The organism is Oceaniovalibus sp. ACAM 378 (assembly GCF_008085915.1).
Classification (GTDB): Bacteria; Pseudomonadota; Alphaproteobacteria; order Rhodobacterales; family Rhodobacteraceae; genus Oceaniglobus.
In genome coordinates, this window is sequence record NZ_VSJK01000004.1 from 58,598 (window position 1) to 74,720 (window position 16,123).

The 16,123-nt window shown below is 59.8% G+C and carries 17 protein-coding genes and 1 tRNA gene; 9 read left to right on the plus strand and 9 right to left on the minus strand.

Going from position 1 to position 16,123, the window contains the following annotated elements; translation table 11 throughout:
- Positions 1-318: 318 nt before the first annotated feature.
- The 7 genes from FQ320_RS06255 to FQ320_RS06285 form a co-directional block, all read right to left on the minus strand.
- The gene (locus tag FQ320_RS06255; protein WP_148470824.1) at positions 319-1,299 is read right to left on the minus strand and encodes an ABC transporter substrate-binding protein; all 981 of its coding nucleotides are present in this window, start codon (positions 1,297-1,299) and stop codon (positions 319-321) included.
- A gap of 23 nt (positions 1,300-1,322) precedes the next feature.
- Positions 1,323-2,255, minus strand: a complete 933-nt coding sequence (locus tag FQ320_RS06260; RefSeq protein ID WP_148470826.1) for an ABC transporter permease — start codon at positions 2,253-2,255, stop codon at positions 1,323-1,325.
- An 82-nt stretch (positions 2,256-2,337) separates the two neighbouring features.
- Positions 2,338-3,258: an ABC transporter permease gene (locus FQ320_RS06265; RefSeq protein WP_148470827.1), complete on the minus strand. Its 921-nt coding sequence runs from the start codon at positions 3,256-3,258 to the stop codon at positions 2,338-2,340.
- Between the two features lie 54 nt (positions 3,259-3,312).
- Positions 3,313-4,134, minus strand: a complete 822-nt coding sequence (locus FQ320_RS06270) for an ABC transporter ATP-binding protein (protein WP_148470829.1) — start codon at positions 4,132-4,134, stop codon at positions 3,313-3,315.
- Positions 4,131-5,582: a dihydropyrimidinase gene (gene hydA / locus FQ320_RS06275; protein ID WP_148470831.1), complete on the minus strand. Its 1,452-nt coding sequence runs from the start codon at positions 5,580-5,582 to the stop codon at positions 4,131-4,133. Before hydA ends, FQ320_RS06270 begins: the two co-directional genes overlap by 4 nt.
- Before the next feature lie 68 nt (positions 5,583-5,650).
- Positions 5,651-5,911: a hypothetical protein gene (locus FQ320_RS06280; protein ID WP_148470833.1), complete on the minus strand. Its 261-nt coding sequence runs from the start codon at positions 5,909-5,911 to the stop codon at positions 5,651-5,653.
- Entirely contained in the window at positions 5,911-7,173 is a 1,263-nt protein-coding gene (locus FQ320_RS06285) for a Zn-dependent hydrolase (protein WP_148470835.1), read from the minus strand. Before FQ320_RS06285 ends, FQ320_RS06280 begins: the two co-directional genes overlap by 1 nt.
- 179 nt (positions 7,174-7,352) lie before the next feature.
- On the opposite strand from FQ320_RS06285, the gene FQ320_RS06290 reads away from it, so the two are divergent.
- From FQ320_RS06290 to FQ320_RS06320, 7 genes are all read left to right on the plus strand, one after another.
- The gene (locus FQ320_RS06290) at positions 7,353-7,973 is read left to right on the plus strand and encodes a TetR family transcriptional regulator C-terminal domain-containing protein (protein WP_370513037.1); all 621 of its coding nucleotides are present in this window, start codon (positions 7,353-7,355) and stop codon (positions 7,971-7,973) included.
- A 105-nt stretch (positions 7,974-8,078) separates the two neighbouring features.
- Positions 8,079-8,462 (plus strand): hypothetical protein, encoded by a 384-nt coding sequence (locus FQ320_RS06295; protein ID WP_148470839.1) that lies wholly within the window; start codon positions 8,079-8,081, stop codon positions 8,460-8,462.
- A 259-nt stretch (positions 8,463-8,721) separates the two neighbouring features.
- Positions 8,722-9,153, plus strand: a complete 432-nt coding sequence (locus tag FQ320_RS06300; protein WP_148470841.1) for a hypothetical protein — start codon at positions 8,722-8,724, stop codon at positions 9,151-9,153.
- Positions 9,146-10,084: an ROK family protein gene (locus FQ320_RS06305; RefSeq protein WP_148470843.1), complete on the plus strand. Its 939-nt coding sequence runs from the start codon at positions 9,146-9,148 to the stop codon at positions 10,082-10,084. The genes FQ320_RS06300 and FQ320_RS06305 overlap by 8 nt, the downstream gene beginning before the upstream one ends.
- An 82-nt stretch (positions 10,085-10,166) precedes the next feature.
- On the plus strand, positions 10,167-10,325 hold the full coding sequence (locus FQ320_RS25555) for a hypothetical protein (protein WP_187393792.1): 159 nt from the start codon (positions 10,167-10,169) through the stop codon (positions 10,323-10,325).
- Positions 10,325-11,410, plus strand: coding sequence for an N-acetylglucosamine-6-phosphate deacetylase (locus tag FQ320_RS06315; protein ID WP_187393793.1), 1,086 nt, complete (start codon positions 10,325-10,327; stop codon positions 11,408-11,410). The genes FQ320_RS25555 and FQ320_RS06315 overlap by 1 nt, the downstream gene beginning before the upstream one ends.
- A 385-nt stretch (positions 11,411-11,795) precedes the next feature.
- A complete protein-coding gene (locus FQ320_RS06320) occupies positions 11,796-12,551 on the plus strand; it encodes a hypothetical protein (RefSeq protein WP_148470849.1) in 756 nt (251 codons plus the stop codon).
- Positions 12,552-12,694: 143 nt separating this feature from the next.
- On the opposite strand, the gene FQ320_RS06325 is transcribed toward FQ320_RS06320, so the two are convergent.
- Both FQ320_RS06325 and FQ320_RS06330 read right to left on the minus strand, forming a co-directional pair.
- A tRNA-Asn gene (locus FQ320_RS06325) sits at positions 12,695-12,769 on the minus strand.
- 50 nt (positions 12,770-12,819) lie between these two features.
- Entirely contained in the window at positions 12,820-13,737 is a 918-nt protein-coding gene (locus FQ320_RS06330; RefSeq protein WP_148470851.1) for an MBL fold metallo-hydrolase, read from the minus strand.
- Positions 13,738-13,779: 42 nt separating this feature from the next.
- On the opposite strand from FQ320_RS06330, the gene FQ320_RS06335 reads away from it, so the two are divergent.
- Both FQ320_RS06335 and FQ320_RS06340 read left to right on the plus strand, forming a co-directional pair.
- Positions 13,780-15,099: an ATP-binding protein gene (locus FQ320_RS06335; protein ID WP_148470853.1), complete on the plus strand. Its 1,320-nt coding sequence runs from the start codon at positions 13,780-13,782 to the stop codon at positions 15,097-15,099.
- A gap of 325 nt (positions 15,100-15,424) precedes the next feature.
- Entirely contained in the window at positions 15,425-16,087 is a 663-nt protein-coding gene (locus FQ320_RS06340) for an N-acetylmuramoyl-L-alanine amidase (protein WP_148470855.1), read from the plus strand.
- Positions 16,088-16,123 lie beyond the last annotated feature (36 nt).

The following is a 16,123-nucleotide window of genomic DNA, read 5'->3' on the forward strand; positions in this document are numbered from 1 at the left end:
GTTTTTGGGGCACCTGTGGCGGTATTCGGACCCCTTCAATTCGCGACGATTGGCTTGAATTCAGGCGCAAGATCAATCATCGCCGCCGCATGGATTTTGACGTCAAAATCCAAGATATTGAACAGTCCCGGGCTTTCACGCGGGGCGCAATTCCGGCGCTTGCAGCGTCAGGCGGCAACCGACTTTTGGCGCAACCGCTTGCGCCATGATCCTGCAGCATTTGGCGCGACAGACAGCCGGACTTGAGATGGCCACCGTCATCTACAGGATAAAAAAAGGGCGCTGCCAGCGGCAACGCCCCTCATTACATAACGTCGCTCAGTTGAACGCCATATCGGTTATCTCATGGGTCCAGGCGCCTTCCGGCTCTTTGGTGATTACCGGATCCGAACCGCCCGCCAGCAGAGATTTTACCGTCGTCGCATAGGCTGCCTCGTCCAAGGTGCCGTCTGTGCCCTCGGTCAGTTTGGAGACTTCACGCATCATCCGCCGCTGGTGCTCTTCGGTCTGCGCGCCGGTCTCGTCGTTCTCCAGAACGATGTCGGCGGCCTCGTCCGGATGTTCGGCCGCGTATTTCCAGCCCTTCATGCTCGCGCGCACGAACTTGGCGAGCGTTTCCTTGAATGCTTCGTCCTGCAGCCGTTCCTCAAGCACATAAAGCCCGTCTTCCAGCGTCGCGACGCCCTGATCCTCGTATTTGAACGTGATCAACTGTTCAGGCGTGATGCCGGCATCGATGATCTGCCAATATTCATTATAGGTCATCGTCGAGATGCAATCGGCCTGCTTTTGCAGAAGAGGATCGACGTTGAACGCCTGCTTCAGAACTTCGACCCCGTCAGGCCCGCCCTCGGTCGAAATGCCAAGATGCGACATCCACGACAGGAACGGAAATTCGTTACCAAAGAACCACACGCCAAGGGTCCGGCCCGGGAAATCCTCGGGCGTTTTTACACCAGATTCGGCCAGACAGGTCAGCATCATGCCAGATGATTTGAACGGCTGCGCAATGTTGACCAGCGGCAATCCCTTTTCGCGCGCGGACAGTGCGGCGGGCATCCAGTCGACCATCACATCGGCACCACCACCGGCGATCACCTGAGTCGGCGCGATATCGGGGCCGCCCGGCTTGATCGTTACGTTCAGCCCCTCCTCGTCATAGAACCCCTTGTCCTGAGCCACATAGTATCCACCGAATTGCGCCTGAGTGACCCACTTCAATTGTAGCGTCAGATCCTGTGCCGAAGCGGTGCCACCGATAAGTCCCAGCGCCACGGCGCCCGCAAACGTCTTTCTCATGGTTTATTCTCCCTTTAAGGTTCTTAGTGCCTTTGCGACGGGTGCCAGAATGTCACCCATCGTTCGATTAACGCCATGATGCCATAGAACGCCGACCCCGCCAGCGCCGCCACAGCAATTTCCGCCCAGACCAGATCCAGCGCCAGTTGCCCCACCGCGGTCGAGATCCGAAACCCCATCCCGCGCACCGGCGAGCCAAAGAATTCAGCGACAATCGCCCCGATAAGCGCCAGCGTGGTACAGATCTTCAACCCGTTGAAGATGAACGGCATCGCAGCCGGAAACCGAAGTTTGAACAGCGCCTGCCAATAGGTGGCGCCATAGGTCTGCATCAGGTCGCGCTGCATCGCGCCGGCTTGGGTCAGCCCGGCCATGGTGTTGACCAGCATCGGAAAAAACACCATCAACACGACCACCGCCGCCTTCGACTCCCAGTCGAATCCGAACCACATCACCAGAACCGGCGCTGTGCCGACGATGGGCAAGGCAGCTGCGAAATTCGCCACAGGCAGAAGCCCCTTTTGCAGGAACGCCGACCGGTCGATCAGCACCGCGACCAGAACCGCCGCGCCGCAACCAATGGCAAAACCCGACAGCGCGCCCTTGATGGCCGTTTGCACGAAATCGCCCCACAACAGCGGCAGACTGTCCGCAATCCGCGCTGCGATCATCGAAGGAGCCGGCAAGATCACCGAGGGTACCGCGAACAACCGCACCACCAGTTCCCAGATCACCAGAAGGGTCAGCCCGAACAACACCGGTACGATGGCCCGCGCCACCCTTCCGCCCTGGCGTGCCAAAAGCGTGTTGACGCCCCAGGCCGCAAGCCACAGCGCCACCACCGCGCCAAACCGCCAATTCACGGCACCCGTCAGCAGAACCGCAAGAACGGGCGCGAACAACCGCCAACGCGGCGCGCTCCATCCAAACGAACCGCTGTCATCCACCGCGCTCATGCCGGCTCTCCCTTTTGAAGCGGCGATATCCCGTAGGCGCGATTGCCCGGAGTGGTCGCGCTGAATGTCATCGCCCCGCGCTTCATTGTCTCAGCCCCATCCGTTTGAGCAGTCCGGCCTCGATCCGCGTCACGATCAGCACCAGAACCGCCGCAAGGATCGCCGCCATGAACAGCGCCGCCCACATCTGAACCGTCTGCCCGTAATACGACCCGCCCAGCAGCCGCGCGCCCAGCCCGCCCTGCTGCACCGGCAATTCACCCACCACAGCCCCCACCAGTGCCGCCGCGATCCCCACCTTGAGCGAGGCGAAAAGATAAGGCACCGAGGCGGGAAACCGCAGCTTCCACAAGATCTCGGCCCGCGAGGCGTTATATGTGCGCAGCAGATCCATCTGCATCGCATCCGGGCTGCGCAGGCCCGAAACCATGCCAACAACAACCGGAAAGAACGAAAGATAGGCGGAAATCACCGCCTTGGGCAGCAGCCCGGTGATACCGATCGAGTTCAGAACGACGATGATCATCGGTGCGATGGCAAGGATCGGAATCGTCTGGCTGGCGATCGCCCATGGCATCACGCTCAGATCCATCGCGCGGTTGTGCACGATCCCCAAGGCCAGAACGATGCCCAGAACGGTGCCAATGCCGAAACCCACCAATGTTGCGCTCAGCGTCACCCAGGCGTGCCAGACCAGACTGCGTTTTGAGGTGACCGGTTTGTTGAACACCAGATCATAGAACTCGGCCGCAACCTGATGCGGCGCCGGCAATTTGGGCCGGTCCTGTGACATCGTATCGGCCAGAATCTCGCTAAATCCGGGCGAGGTACCGGCCCGCGCCGCCTGATCCATCGTCCAAGTGCTGTTCATCCACGCCGCCGCCAGATACCAGACCGCAATCAGCGCGATCAGCACCGCCAATATCGGATAAACGCCGCCGCCAAACCTGCGCAAGGCCGCACCGCGGATGATCGGCACCGCAGTCTGCGCCGCGTCGGTCATGGAAATACACGATCCGTGGGAGAGTGGACCCTGCAGGTCAGCTGGAAAACGCTCTCAGACATCGCCGTGGCCCGCCCGCAGCCCTTCACGCACCCGATGGGCAATCTCGATAAATGCCGCGCTGTCGCGGATCTCCAATGGTCGGTCCTTAGGCAAGGGACTTTCGATAATCTCGGTAATCCGGCCCGGGCGCGGGCTCATCACGACGATGCGCGTGCTCAGATATACCGCTTCGGGGATTGAATGGGTCACAAAACAGATGGTTTTTTTCGTTCTCGACCAAAGGTTCAGGAGTTGTTCATTCAGATGGTCACGCACGATTTCATCCAGAGCGCCAAAGGGTTCATCCATCAACAGGATATCGGCATCAAAGGCCAATGCCCGGGCAATACTTGCCCTCTGCTGCATCCCGCCTGACAACTGCCAAGGATATTTCCCTTCAAATCCTTGAAGATCAACAAGTTGCAGGACGTCTCTCATTCTTCGGTCCTGCTCGGACTTGTCGAACCCCATGATCTCAAGCGGCAGTTTGATATTTCGCCCGATGTTGCGCCAGGGATACAATCCGGCAGCCTGAAAGACATATCCGTAAGCCCTTGATTTTCGGGCCTCTTCAGCAGTCATCCCGTTCACCGACAGCATACCGCCGGTCGGTGTTTCAAGCCCTGCAATACAGCGCAAAAGCGTAGTCTTGCCACACCCTGACGGCCCGATGAACGACACAAAGTCACCGGGCGTCACATCAAGCGTCACATCCTTCAGCGCCTGCACTGGACCATCGGCAGTCTGAAACTGAAGGTCCAGATTTTTAGTACTGATTACAGGCCACTGCGCCACGTCCTTCACCTGTTCCGGGACCGCCACAGCCTGCATCATACCCCGCTCGCCGGGATGCCAGAGCGTTCAACCTTGCGCGGCGATGTCAGTTCTTTCCAGGTCGACAGAGCCTTGGCCACCGGCGTGACCGGTTGACGCGGTACAAACTTGCCATGCCCCTCTTCTGTCTTGATCTCACCGTCTTGCACTGCAACCTTGCCACGGGTCAGTGTGAAACGCGGCAATCCTGTTACAACTTTCCCTTCGAACACATTGTAATCAATCGCAGACTGCTGGGAACCGGCGCTGATCGTTTTGGACTTCTCTGGATCCCAGACCACCAGATCGGCATCTGCACCCACCAAGACGGCGCCTTTTTTCGGATAGCAATTCAATATCTTGGCGATGTTTGTTGATGTGAGCGCGACAAATTCGTTCATCGTCAACCGTCCGGTGGCCACACCATGGGTCCAAAGCATCGGCATCCGATCTTCTAACCCTCCGGTTCCATTGGGAATTTTGGTAAAATCTCCGACGCCATAACGTTTTTGCTCGGTGGTGAAGGCGCAGTGATCGGTTGCAACGACGCTCAGCGATCCGGACTGCAATCCGGCCCATAGACTGTCCTGATTGCGTTTGTCGCGAAAAGGCGGGCTCATCACCCGGCGGGCGGCATGATCCCAATCGGGGTTCGCATATTCGCCCTCGTCCAAGGTCAGGTGTTGGATCAGAGATTCACCATACACCCTTTTTCCGGCCTGACGCGCACGGCGGATCGCCTCGTGACTTTCCTCGCAGGATGTATGAACAATATAGACCGGAACACCGGCCATATCGGCAATCATGATTGCCCGGTTTGTCGCTTCACCTTCAACAGCAGGCGGGCGGGAAAACGCGTGGGCCTCGGGACCGTTGTTGCCCGCCGCCATCAGTCGAGCCTGAAGATCGGCCACGACATCGCCGTTTTCGGCATGAACCAAAGGCAATCCACCCAGTTCGGCACAGCGCTGGAACGACGCGAACATCTCGTCGTCATTCACCATCAACGCGCCCTTATACGCCATGAAGTGCTTGAACGTGTTGATTCCACGCTCGGTCACCGCCTTCATTTCGTCGAACACCTGCTCGCCCCACCAAGTGATCGCCATGTGGAAAGAATAGTCGCAACAGGCCCGGGTCGATTTGTTGTCCCACATCTGAATTGCGTCCAGCAGGCCCTGTCCCGGGCTTGGCAGCGCGAAATCCACGACCATCGTTGTGCCGCCTGCCAAGGCCGCCCGAGTCCCGGATTCAAAATCGTCGGCGGAATATGTCCCCATAAAGGGCATTTCAAGGTGGGTGTGCGGATCGATCCCGCCGGGCATGACATAGCACCCCGTCGCATCCAGAACCGTGTCGCCGTTCAACCCTTGCCCGATGGCGGTTATGATACCGTTTTCTATAACCACATCAGCGGTATAGGTCAGATCGGCGGTGACCACCGTTCCATTCTTGATGACCGTGCTCATCACGTTATCCTTGTCATTGCAGGGCAGACAGCGGCCCAGGGTTCTGGATCAGACATCGGGCGCGGTGCTCAGACGTCGCACACCTGCTTGCCCGTCGCATCCAGCAGAGCGACGCCGGTCTGCGGTTCAGTCCGCTCGACCGCGAGACCATAGCAGCCGTTGTTGTCACGGATCAGGAACGACGAATCGATCCCCTGAGGCAGCGCGGCAAGGGCTGCGGGGGCAATATTGCTCAACCCGGTCGGCGCGGCTGCCTCGCCGGTATCCGCCATTTCACATGCGCCTGGCGCGGCCGCAAACGCAACAATCATAAGTGTCTTCAATGCCATCAGAGGTTTCCTTCATCCTGAATTTCTGCCACCTCAAGAACGGCGTGCAACAGCACATCAGCGCCTGCCGCCGCCCATTCGGGTGATATTTCTTCCGCTTCGTTGTGACTCAGACCATCGACACAGGGACACATGATCATCGCCGTAGGTGCCACCCGGTTGATCCAGCAGGCATCGTGCCCGGCGCCAGAAATCAGATCCATGTGGCTGTGCCCCAGACGTTCTGCCGCAGCACGCACTGCATTTACACAATCCAGATCAAATGTCACCGGATCGAAGCCGCCGACCTTTTCGAACTCGATTTGCAGGCCCATATCGTCGCAGATTTTCTGAGCGCCGGTACGGACCTGCTGTTCCATGTCCTCGATCACCACAAGGCTGGGCGAACGCAGATCAACGGTAAACACCACTTTGCCCGGTATCACATTGCGACTGTTGGGAAAAACGTCGATGTGTCCGGCAGCGCCGACGGCATGGGGTTTGTGGCCCCAGGCAACATTGTCGACCAGTTCCAGCACCCGTGCCATGCCCAGCCCTGCGTTGCGACGCATCGGCATCGGCGTCGATCCGGTGTGACTTTCGCGGCCGGTGATCGTGATCTGCGTCCAGCTGAGCCCCTGCCCATGCGTGACGACGCCGATTATCTTGTTTTCAGCCTCAAGGATCGGACCCTGTTCAATATGCAGCTCAAAGAATGCCCGCATTTTGCGCGCGCCCGTCTGTTCATCGCCACGCCAGCCGATCCGTTGCAGTTCATCCCCGAACGTCAATCCCTCGGCATCGGTCTTGGCATAGGCCCAGTCTTGCGTGTGAATCCCGGCGAACACCCCCGAAGCCAGCATGGCTGGCGCAAAGCGCGTCCCCTCTTCATTGGTGAAGTTCGCAACGATAACAGGATGTTTCGTCTTGATACTCATGTCATTCAGGGTGCGAATAAGCTCAAGCCCGGCCAACACGCCCAACACGCCATCGTATTTTCCGCCAGTGGGCTGTGTATCAAGGTGGCTGCCGATATAGACCGGCAGAGCGTCCGGATCAGTGCCTTCGCGGCGGGCAAACATATTGCCCATCTGGTCGACGCCCATGGTCAGGCCCGCGTCATTGCACCAGTTCTGGAACAGGGTGCGGCCTTGGGCATCGGCGTCGGTGAGCGTCTGGCGGTTGTTGCCGCCAGCAATGCCGGGACCGATCCGCGACATCTCTATCAGACTGTCCCACAGCCGCTGTCCGTTAATTTTCAGGTTCTCTCCGGGGCGGCGCATTTGGGTTCCTTACTCAGGATTTCGGAATTGTTTGACCAAAAGGTCAGGAACAGGCTAGCAGAGGGTTGCCACCAGTCAAGAAATTCAATTCTCACGCGTCACGCCAAGGGGTGCGATACGCAATAGCAGACAATTCGACAGTTTTCGTCGGAAAGTGAGCCGGACAGATGCAAAATTCGATGCCCCCACCCGCGCCGCAGACACGAATCCGGCGCCGCAACACGCTGGCGATTCTCGATGCCGCGCTGGACGTGTTCTCCGAACGGGGATTCGGGGGGGCGACTCTGGACCAGATCGCACAGCAGGCAGGACTCTCGAAACCCAATCTGTTGTATTACTTTCCGTCAAAACAGGCGATCCACGCGAGCCTATTGTCTGGCCTGATGAAAACCTGGCTTGATCCGCTGCGAATGCTTGATCCTGCGGGCGAACCGGTTGAAGAGATTGTCGCATATGTGCTGCGAAAGTTGGAAATGTCGCGGCGTCTGCCTCGGGAAAGTCGGCTTTTTGCAAACGAAATCCTGCAGGGTGCGCCGCGGATCCAAGATCAGATTTACGGCGATCTGCGCAGTTTGGTCGATGAGAAAGCTGGATTGATCCAGATTTGGCAGGAACGGGGACGGCTGGCACCTTTGGATGCGCATCATATGATTTTTTCGATCTGGGCGACCACCCAGCACTATGCCGATTTCGATGTGCAGGTCCGTGGCATTCTCGGCCCCGACCGGGATGCGCATTTTGCCGATGCTGCGACGTTTCTGGCTGGCCTGTACCGGGCTGCCCTGACCCCCGCCCGTTAACCGGTTTGTCGCCAAAATTTACCGATGGCGTTCATCTTTTGTAAATTTCTGCCACGCAGGCTGAACCAAGGCAAAGCGGAAAGGCCCAAAGTTCAGGAGGCAGACGTGACACAATCCATGGTGATCTCATCGCCCATGGCAGGTGCGACCAGTCGGGTCAGTGCCACACCGGCCAACACCGAAGTGCGGTTCACGGATTCCCTATCTCATCCTCTTCGCGACCCATTGCTGGTTGGTCCACGCCCAAGCTTTGAAAGAACGCCGTTGGAAAAGATGCGCAGCGATGCCACGCATGGCGAATCCAGCATCGCGAAAGTTTGGGGCAAAGCGGTCCCGCCGAACGCCTCCGCAGATTTCGCCGCAGGACATTTCGGTGGGGGCGACAGGGTCACAGTTGGGCCGCGCACCAGATCGCAAACCGAGTATCAGAATGCGCGCGCCACCGGATACACTGCGCTGGAATTGGGATCACTGGACATCCGAACCTGATCGATCCGCGCCCGTTTGACGTGTTGCAAAACCAGAGTCATGACCGCGCCAACACTTGCTGCGTCCGTCTCGCGACCAGCCATTATTCGCAGTTGATGAATTACTCTTGCTCGTTTCTAAACGGCCCGCTTCCACGTTGCCGTCGAGCTGTTCGGGTGTATCCAACCTGTCGGCCATAACATTTGACGCCGCTTTTCAGGGTGCCGACACTCTACATCCGCGCTAAGGTATTTCGACCTATCGTGAGGATGAGACGTCTATGACACGCGCGATGATCCAAGCCAGCAGTCGCATGAATATGCTGGATCATGCGGCCGGACGGGTCGCCGCCTCTTGGGGCAGCATACTTGCGTTTAGCCATGGGTCAAAGGCCGTGGTCAACGATGCGGACTTTTACTTCTTGTCCTCTGACGACCTGACCCACGAATACGATCAGGATATCGCCACTGAGATTCGCGCGCAGTTTCCTGCGATCATGATTGCGACCATCGGTGCGCTGATCAAAAACGGCGACACCCCCGATATCGTTCTGGACAGCAGTCATGACGATGGGTGGTTCACAGCGCTGGCCGTGTTAATCACCCAGCGGCTTTCGGTGGCATGGTCAAAATCGCTGGGCGTGGATGTCGGCAATCCTTTCGCCAGGCGAAATCTGACCCGCGTGGTTTCGGGTGAGCCGCTATATGTCTGACGCTGCACGCCCCATTGCCGCCGGGATCGATCTTGGCGGCACCAAGATCGAGGCGATGTTGTTTGGCGCCGATATGGTGCAGATCACGTCGCGCCGCCGCCCCACACCGCGCGACTCCTACGATGATCTTCTGTCCGCGCTTGAGGAAGAAGTGCGCTGGCTGCGAGCCGAGGCGGGGCGTGACGACCTGCCGGTCGGTATGGGCTTTCCCGGCCTTGTGGACAGCCAGACAGAGATCGTCTTTGCGGGCAACCTTGCCTCATCTGGCCGCCCTCTGTCACCGGATCTGCGGGCCCGGGTTGGCGGCATTGTGGTTTGTGCCAATGATTCCAGATGCTTCACGCTGTCCGAGGCGCATGGCGGTGCAGGCAAGGATCATGCCCGCGTCTTCGGTCTGATTTTTGGAACCGGGCTTGGCGGTGGGTTTTGTCAGGACGGCAGACTTATCGCCGGGCTGAACGGGATGGCGGGTGAAATCGGCCACTATGGTATTTCGGCCCACCACGCCCGCAAATACGGCCTGCCGATCCTGCGCTGTGGCTGTGGGCGTATGGGGTGTATCGAAACTCTGATTTCCGGCAACGGCATGGCCCGCATAGCCGAGGCGCTGATCGGCACGCCCCGCCCCGCGACCGAAATCGCCGCAAACCTGAGTGATCCCGACAACGCACGCATTTTTTCCGCCTGGTGTGATCTGGCGGCCGAGGTTGCCCATACAATCCAGCTTCACGTCGACCCCGATTGCATCGTTCTGGGCGGCGGACTTTCCAACATCGACGGCGTGGAAAAACGTCTGTCCGAGGCTTTGGCGCGCATCGCGCTTCCCGGCGTGCGCCTGCCTGCGATCCTGAAACCCGCGTTTGGCGACAGCAGCGGTGGCCGTGGGGCCGCACTTCTGGCGCTTGCTTCTGATACAGGGACTGAACCATGAACCTCGTGAAAGCTATCGTCGCGCGCAACCGCGCCGGAAAGAGGGTTGCACTTGCTTCGGTCTGTTCGGCGGATACGCTGGCATGAAACCTGCCGATTTCATTGTCCGGGTGCGTGATATGATCGAACAATTCTTTGCCCCCGGCGTGGTGCAACGCGCGCAGCCCTTGGAACAACAGGCCACATTTGTCTCGGCTGATATACAAAGCACCCCGGCCCTCAACCTGTTAGAGGTGGCATGATGCGCTGGATACTGCCCCGTGCCGTATTCGACGGCGAAACCATGCTGCGTGATGTGGCCATCGGTATCGAGGATGACGTGGTGATCGCCCGCCGCCATCTGTCGGCCCTGCCCGACGGCACCACGGCCGAACCTGTCGCTGCGATCCTCGCGCCGGGGTTGTTTGACGTGCAGGTCAACGGCGGTGGCGGCGTCATGCTGAACAATGATCCCACGCCGCAGGGAGTGCGCACCATCGCCGCCGCGCACCGGTCGGTCGGCACGCATTTCATTCTGCCCACAGTCATTACCGATCTGCCCGACATAACCGAACGCGCCGCCGATGCGGTGCTGGCCGAACACGGTAAGAACGGCGTTCTGGGCATCCATATCGAAGGCCCACACATCAACGTCGCGCGCAAGGGCACCCACGATCCGGCCCGCATCCGCCCGTTCGACACCCGCACCCGCAACCTGCTGGAGCGGTTGCGCAACCACGGCCTGCCGGTGCTGTTCACCGTGGCGCCCGAACTTCTGGCCCCCGGAACAATCGCCGATCTCACCCGAATGGGTGTGACGGTTTCCGCCGGGCACAGCGCGGCCACAGCCGAGCAGGCCGAACTGGCGCTCAGCGAAGGCCTTCGCGGGTTCACCCATTTGTTCAACGCGATGCCGCCAATGACCTCGCGGGCGCCGGGCATCGCGGCGGTTGCGCTCAACAGCACCGCATATTGCGGCATCATCGCCGACGGGCATCATGTGGACGACCGGATGGTCGCACTCTGCTGGCGTGCGCGCCCGCAGCCCGGGCGAATGGTGTTGGTTTCGGATGCAATGTCGACCATCGCAGGGCCGGATCACTTTGAAATCTATGGCGAAACGATCCGGGTCCAGAAGGGTCGGCTGATCAATGCCCGGGGCGCACTTGCCGGCGCGCATATCGATCTGCAAACGTCGGTGGTGCGTCTGGTGGCCAATGTCGGGTTGTCGCCGCAGGACGCATTGATGGCCGCCACAACCACACCGCGCGACTTCATGAACCTCCCACGCCAGCCGCTGTTGGGCACCCCCCTGAGCGATCTGTTCCTTGCGCCACTGCCGGATTGAAACGCGATAACGGTAGGTGCCGCGCCCGGAATTCCATAAGGATGATCGCGTTCACAGTTCCGAAATATAGTGGCTGATCCGATTCACGCCGTCTTTCCGCGTCGCCGAGACTGCCAGATACGCAACCTCCAGATTGAAGTGCGACGTCCACTGGTCGGAAGACATAAAGTGTGGCGATGGGTCCAAGCGCGCCCAAAGGAGGGGGACTTGTGCGCGCAAAAGCTACACGGCCCGTTCTGCCACCCGTTCGCAGTGTTGGTTGCAAAATCCGATGTCGATTGAAACCCGTTCATTCAATACTTAAGTGCCCTGTCCTGCGACGACGACCAGTGCAGACGTAGATCAATCCGACAGCAAACGCCAAGTAACCGAAAGGGAGCAATCCATGACGAAATTCGATCTCCCGAAATATCCAACCCGCCATGGCTACATGTCGGAAAAAATTCAATTGGATTACATAGCGGCTGCAATCGAGAAGAAATTTCTGCCGGTCGATGCCCACCACATGCCGGAAATTGTATCACTGACGGCACCGAGCGATATCTCCAAGCCCATTCAGTTCTGGCAGCTTTACTCGGTTCTCGGTCAGGACCCAATCGTAGGGATCGTGCAAAGATTCTATGAGCGGGTCTTTACGGATGAAGAATGGTTCACATCGGTTTTTGCGCGGGTCGGCGGCATCGGCCACCACATCAACACCCAAGCGTCCATGTGGATCGATGTGATGGGCGGTGGGCCATACTATCACGGGGCAGAATTCCGGTTGAACTTCCATCACACGCACAACGCCATGCAGTTGATGAACGAAAAAGGCGCCGAGCGGTGGTCGCAACTGATGCTCGACACGCTTGACGCCTCGCAAGACCTGATGACGCATGACCCGCGGGTTCGCAGGAGCATCAATACGTTCCTGTCCCACTTCATGACCAAATACGCGGATGAATTTGCCTTTGAGAATCGGAGCTTTTTTGGTGAGACCAACCCAGCGCTGAAGCGAAAAATCAACTTCATGAGGATGACGGAACAAGCCATTGAAGCGTTGAGCGAAGCCGAACTGAAGGAATCTCTGGCCGACCGCGGCATTGATATTTCCAAGTATCAGGGCAAAGAAGCACTGGTTCGCAAGGCGCTTATGATGTGACGCCCGTGGGCTAAACATGCGTTGTCGCAGGCTCCAGCAAGGGGCTGCTGGAGCCGCGCCTCGATGGCGGGCTGGGCTTCCGGCGGATCAACGGCCTGCGTGCAGTGGATACCGCCTGCAGAGCAGCTACTTACAGAACTATATGGCTCCGGCGGTAGGGATCGAACCTACGACCAATTGATTAACAGTCAACTGCTCTACCGCTGAGCTACGCCGGACCATGAGGCGGGTCATAACAATGTGGGCGACGGGCGTCCAGTGGGATTTGTCAGTTTTTCTGAACTGGTTGAAAATCTGCGTGGATTGATAGCTCCGGTAGGGCGTGAACCAGGTTTCCAGCCGCCAGATCAATGAGATGAGCAAATATATTCCGCTCTGCTGCCGCGAACAGATGAGGTGGCAGGTCGGCATATACGGCCGCGCGCACTTGCGTGATGCTGCGCGCCCCTGATTCCAACGCCGCGCGGATCTGTAGGGTGCGCGCCTGCCGATGGGCAATCAATGCGGACAGGCGGGCCGCGGGGTCGGTCACCGGGGCGCCGTGGCCCGGGTGGATGACCCGGTGGGACAGACGCTGCAACCGCTGGCACGATGCGATGAATGCGGCCAGATCGCCGTCGGGCGGAGAAACCAGCGATGTGGACCAGCCCATCACATGATCTCCGCTGAACAGGACGTCACCCCAAGACAGTGCGATGTGGTTGGCCATGTGTCCCGGCGTGTGCAGCGCGTTCACTGACCAGCCATCCCCCTGCACCGTTTCACCGTCGGCCAGACGGATATCGGGAGTAAAGGCAGTGTCCACCCCTTCGCCGCCACCGCTGAGCCCGCGCGCCGCCAGATCGGACATCAATGAGCTGCGCCCTGCCCCTGCCCCGCCAAAGGCCAGCACCGGCGCGCCGGTGTCGCGGGCCAGACGCCGCGCAAGGGGGGAGTGATCGAGATGTGCGTGTGTTACAAAGATATGGCTGACGGTTTCTCCCCGCAACGCCCGATGCAGCGCGGCCAGATGCGCGGGATTCTCAGGCCCGGGATCGATCACCGCCACCCGCCCCTGTCCGAGAATATAGGTATTGGTGCCGCGAAACGTCATCGGTGACGGATTGGGCGCCAGTACCCGGCGCAGCCCCTCGCACAGCACGACGCTTTCGCCCGGGACCGGATCAAAGTCTTGCGGATTTTCCATTCGTCCCTTTCGCGGCCCCGGCCCCTGCGATACTTAACTGGCATGACATTTTCCTGGCTCAAACGCTATGCCCCGCGGTCGCTCTATGGACGGGCAGCCCTGATCCTGCTGACGCCGATCATCTCGATCCAGCTTGTTGTCTCGGTCGTGTTTGTCCAGCGGCACTATCAGGATGTCACCGAACAGATGAGCCGGAATGTCGCGCTGGAACTGCGCTACATTCAGGAGCAGATCGAGTCTGACCAGAGCACCGGTGTGCCGGCGGGTGTGATTGCGCTAGCCGATGCGCTGCGCGTCGATATGTCGATGCCCGACCCGGCCCCGGTCGTTGCGGATCGTCGGCGTTTCTATGACCTGTCGGGACGGATCATCATCGCCACCCTGCGGCAAGACCTGCCCGGCGTGACAGGGATCGATCTAATCCGCGACAAAAAGCAGGTGCATCTGACGCTGAACACCGCGCCGGGGCCGTTGGGGCTGGAGTTTCCGCGCTCGCGCATGTCAGCGTCCAATCCGCATCAATTGCTGGTGCTGATGACCGGCGTCGGCTTTTTGATGTCGGTGATCGCCTTTCTGTTCCTGCGCAATCAGATTCGGCCGATCCGGCGACTGGCCGAGGCGGCGCAGGCGTTTGGGCGCGGACATTCCGTGCCCTATCGCCCGTCCGGCGCGACCGAGGTGCGGGCCGCAGGCAGTGCGTTTCTGGGTATGCGCAACAGGATCGAACGGCAGATCGAACAGCGTACCGTGATGCTGTCGGGTGTCAGCCACGATCTGCGCACGCCCCTGACCCGGCTTAAACTGGGGCTGTCGATGCTGGACGATGGGCCCGACACCGCCGAGCTGTTGGGCGACGTGCGGGACATGGAAGCGATGCTGGACACGTTTCTCGACTTTGCGCGCCTTGATTCGCTGGATGACCTCGAACAGGTGGTTCCCGCCGATCTGCTGGAGGCCGCTGCCGAGGGGGCCGGACGTGCGGGCCACCGGGTGTGCGTGATCGGGCCAGCGGTAACGACGCCGGTGATGCTGCGCCCGATGGCCCTGCGCCGCGCGCTGGACAACCTTGTGAACAACGCCGTGCGCCACGGCACCCGAATTGAACTGTCCTGCCAGATCAGCGAGCGCGCGGTGGTCTTTACTGTCGAGGATGACGGCCCGGGCATCGTCCCCGAGGCGCGCGAACGTGCGATGCAGCCCTTTACCCGACTGGACGATGCACGCAGCCAGAATGTCGGTGGCAGCGTCGGTTTGGGCCTGTCGATCGCGCTGGACATCGCACGCCAGCACGGCGGAACGCTTCGGCTCGACCGGTCCGAGCGGCTGGGCGGACTGCGCGCGGATCTGGTGCTGGCACGGTAATTTTCCGCTACAAGGCGTGGGATGCTCACCGGTGCGACTGTGGGTTTCTGCTGGACGATAAGACCAAGGGAGCGCGGTCCACCGTGGCGCAATCCCATGGGCACCCTATTTCGCAGACAGAACACCTGTCCCGACAAAGGGCTGCGCCGATCTGGATCGCACCTTGGATTTCGGGTCGCAGCCACGCCCGACTTGAGACCGATTCCTGTATTATGGGGTGCGCAGGTCGGGTTTTGCCGACTTTCCATCATCGCAATTCGGCATAGAATCCGATTGGTTCACTTCCCCGCGCAGCGCGCCTCATCAAGCAAGTGGAGAAAAACCAATGGATATTTCATGCAACGGCCTGATCGACCGCAGGGGACGCAATGTGCGCCCGCGTCTCGCACGCCGCCACACATCCGACCTGCGCGCAATCGTATTGCACCAGACCACCGGCTCGACGTTTCTTGACGATCGCAATCAGGGCTGGCTGTCCTCCGGTTCTGGCGAGCATCGCGTCGACAGGATAAGCGCACATTTCGTGGTGCTGCAAAACGGCATCATCTATTACACCCACGACGTCGAGGATTACCGTTCGGGCAGCGCCGGGCGCGGGCGGGGAATCGACATCGAATTCGCCGGACGCTTTCCCCACGGCGATCTCCCCGACCCGGCGCAGCGCATATCCAAAGAAATGATCCGCGCGGGCCGCAACCTTGTGTTTGCTCTGATGCTTCAGACTGGCAACATCACCCATATCCACCCGCACGGACAGGTGCAGGGGCGGCAGAGATCGGACAATTCGGTCTGTGGCGGTCGGGACTCTTCGAATCCCTGCGGCAGTCTGGACAATTGCCCTGGGCCGGACATCTGGGTAAACATCGGACAGTGGTGCTCCGACATCTTCCATCTGACCTGCGACACACCCCTGCCCGGACTCGGCTTTCCCCAGCGCGGCATCGAATCTACCCAGAGCAATCCGGCCTATGACCTGCAGGTGTCGTGAGCCCCGGCCGGTTGCCCTGACCCCGGGTCGGGCACG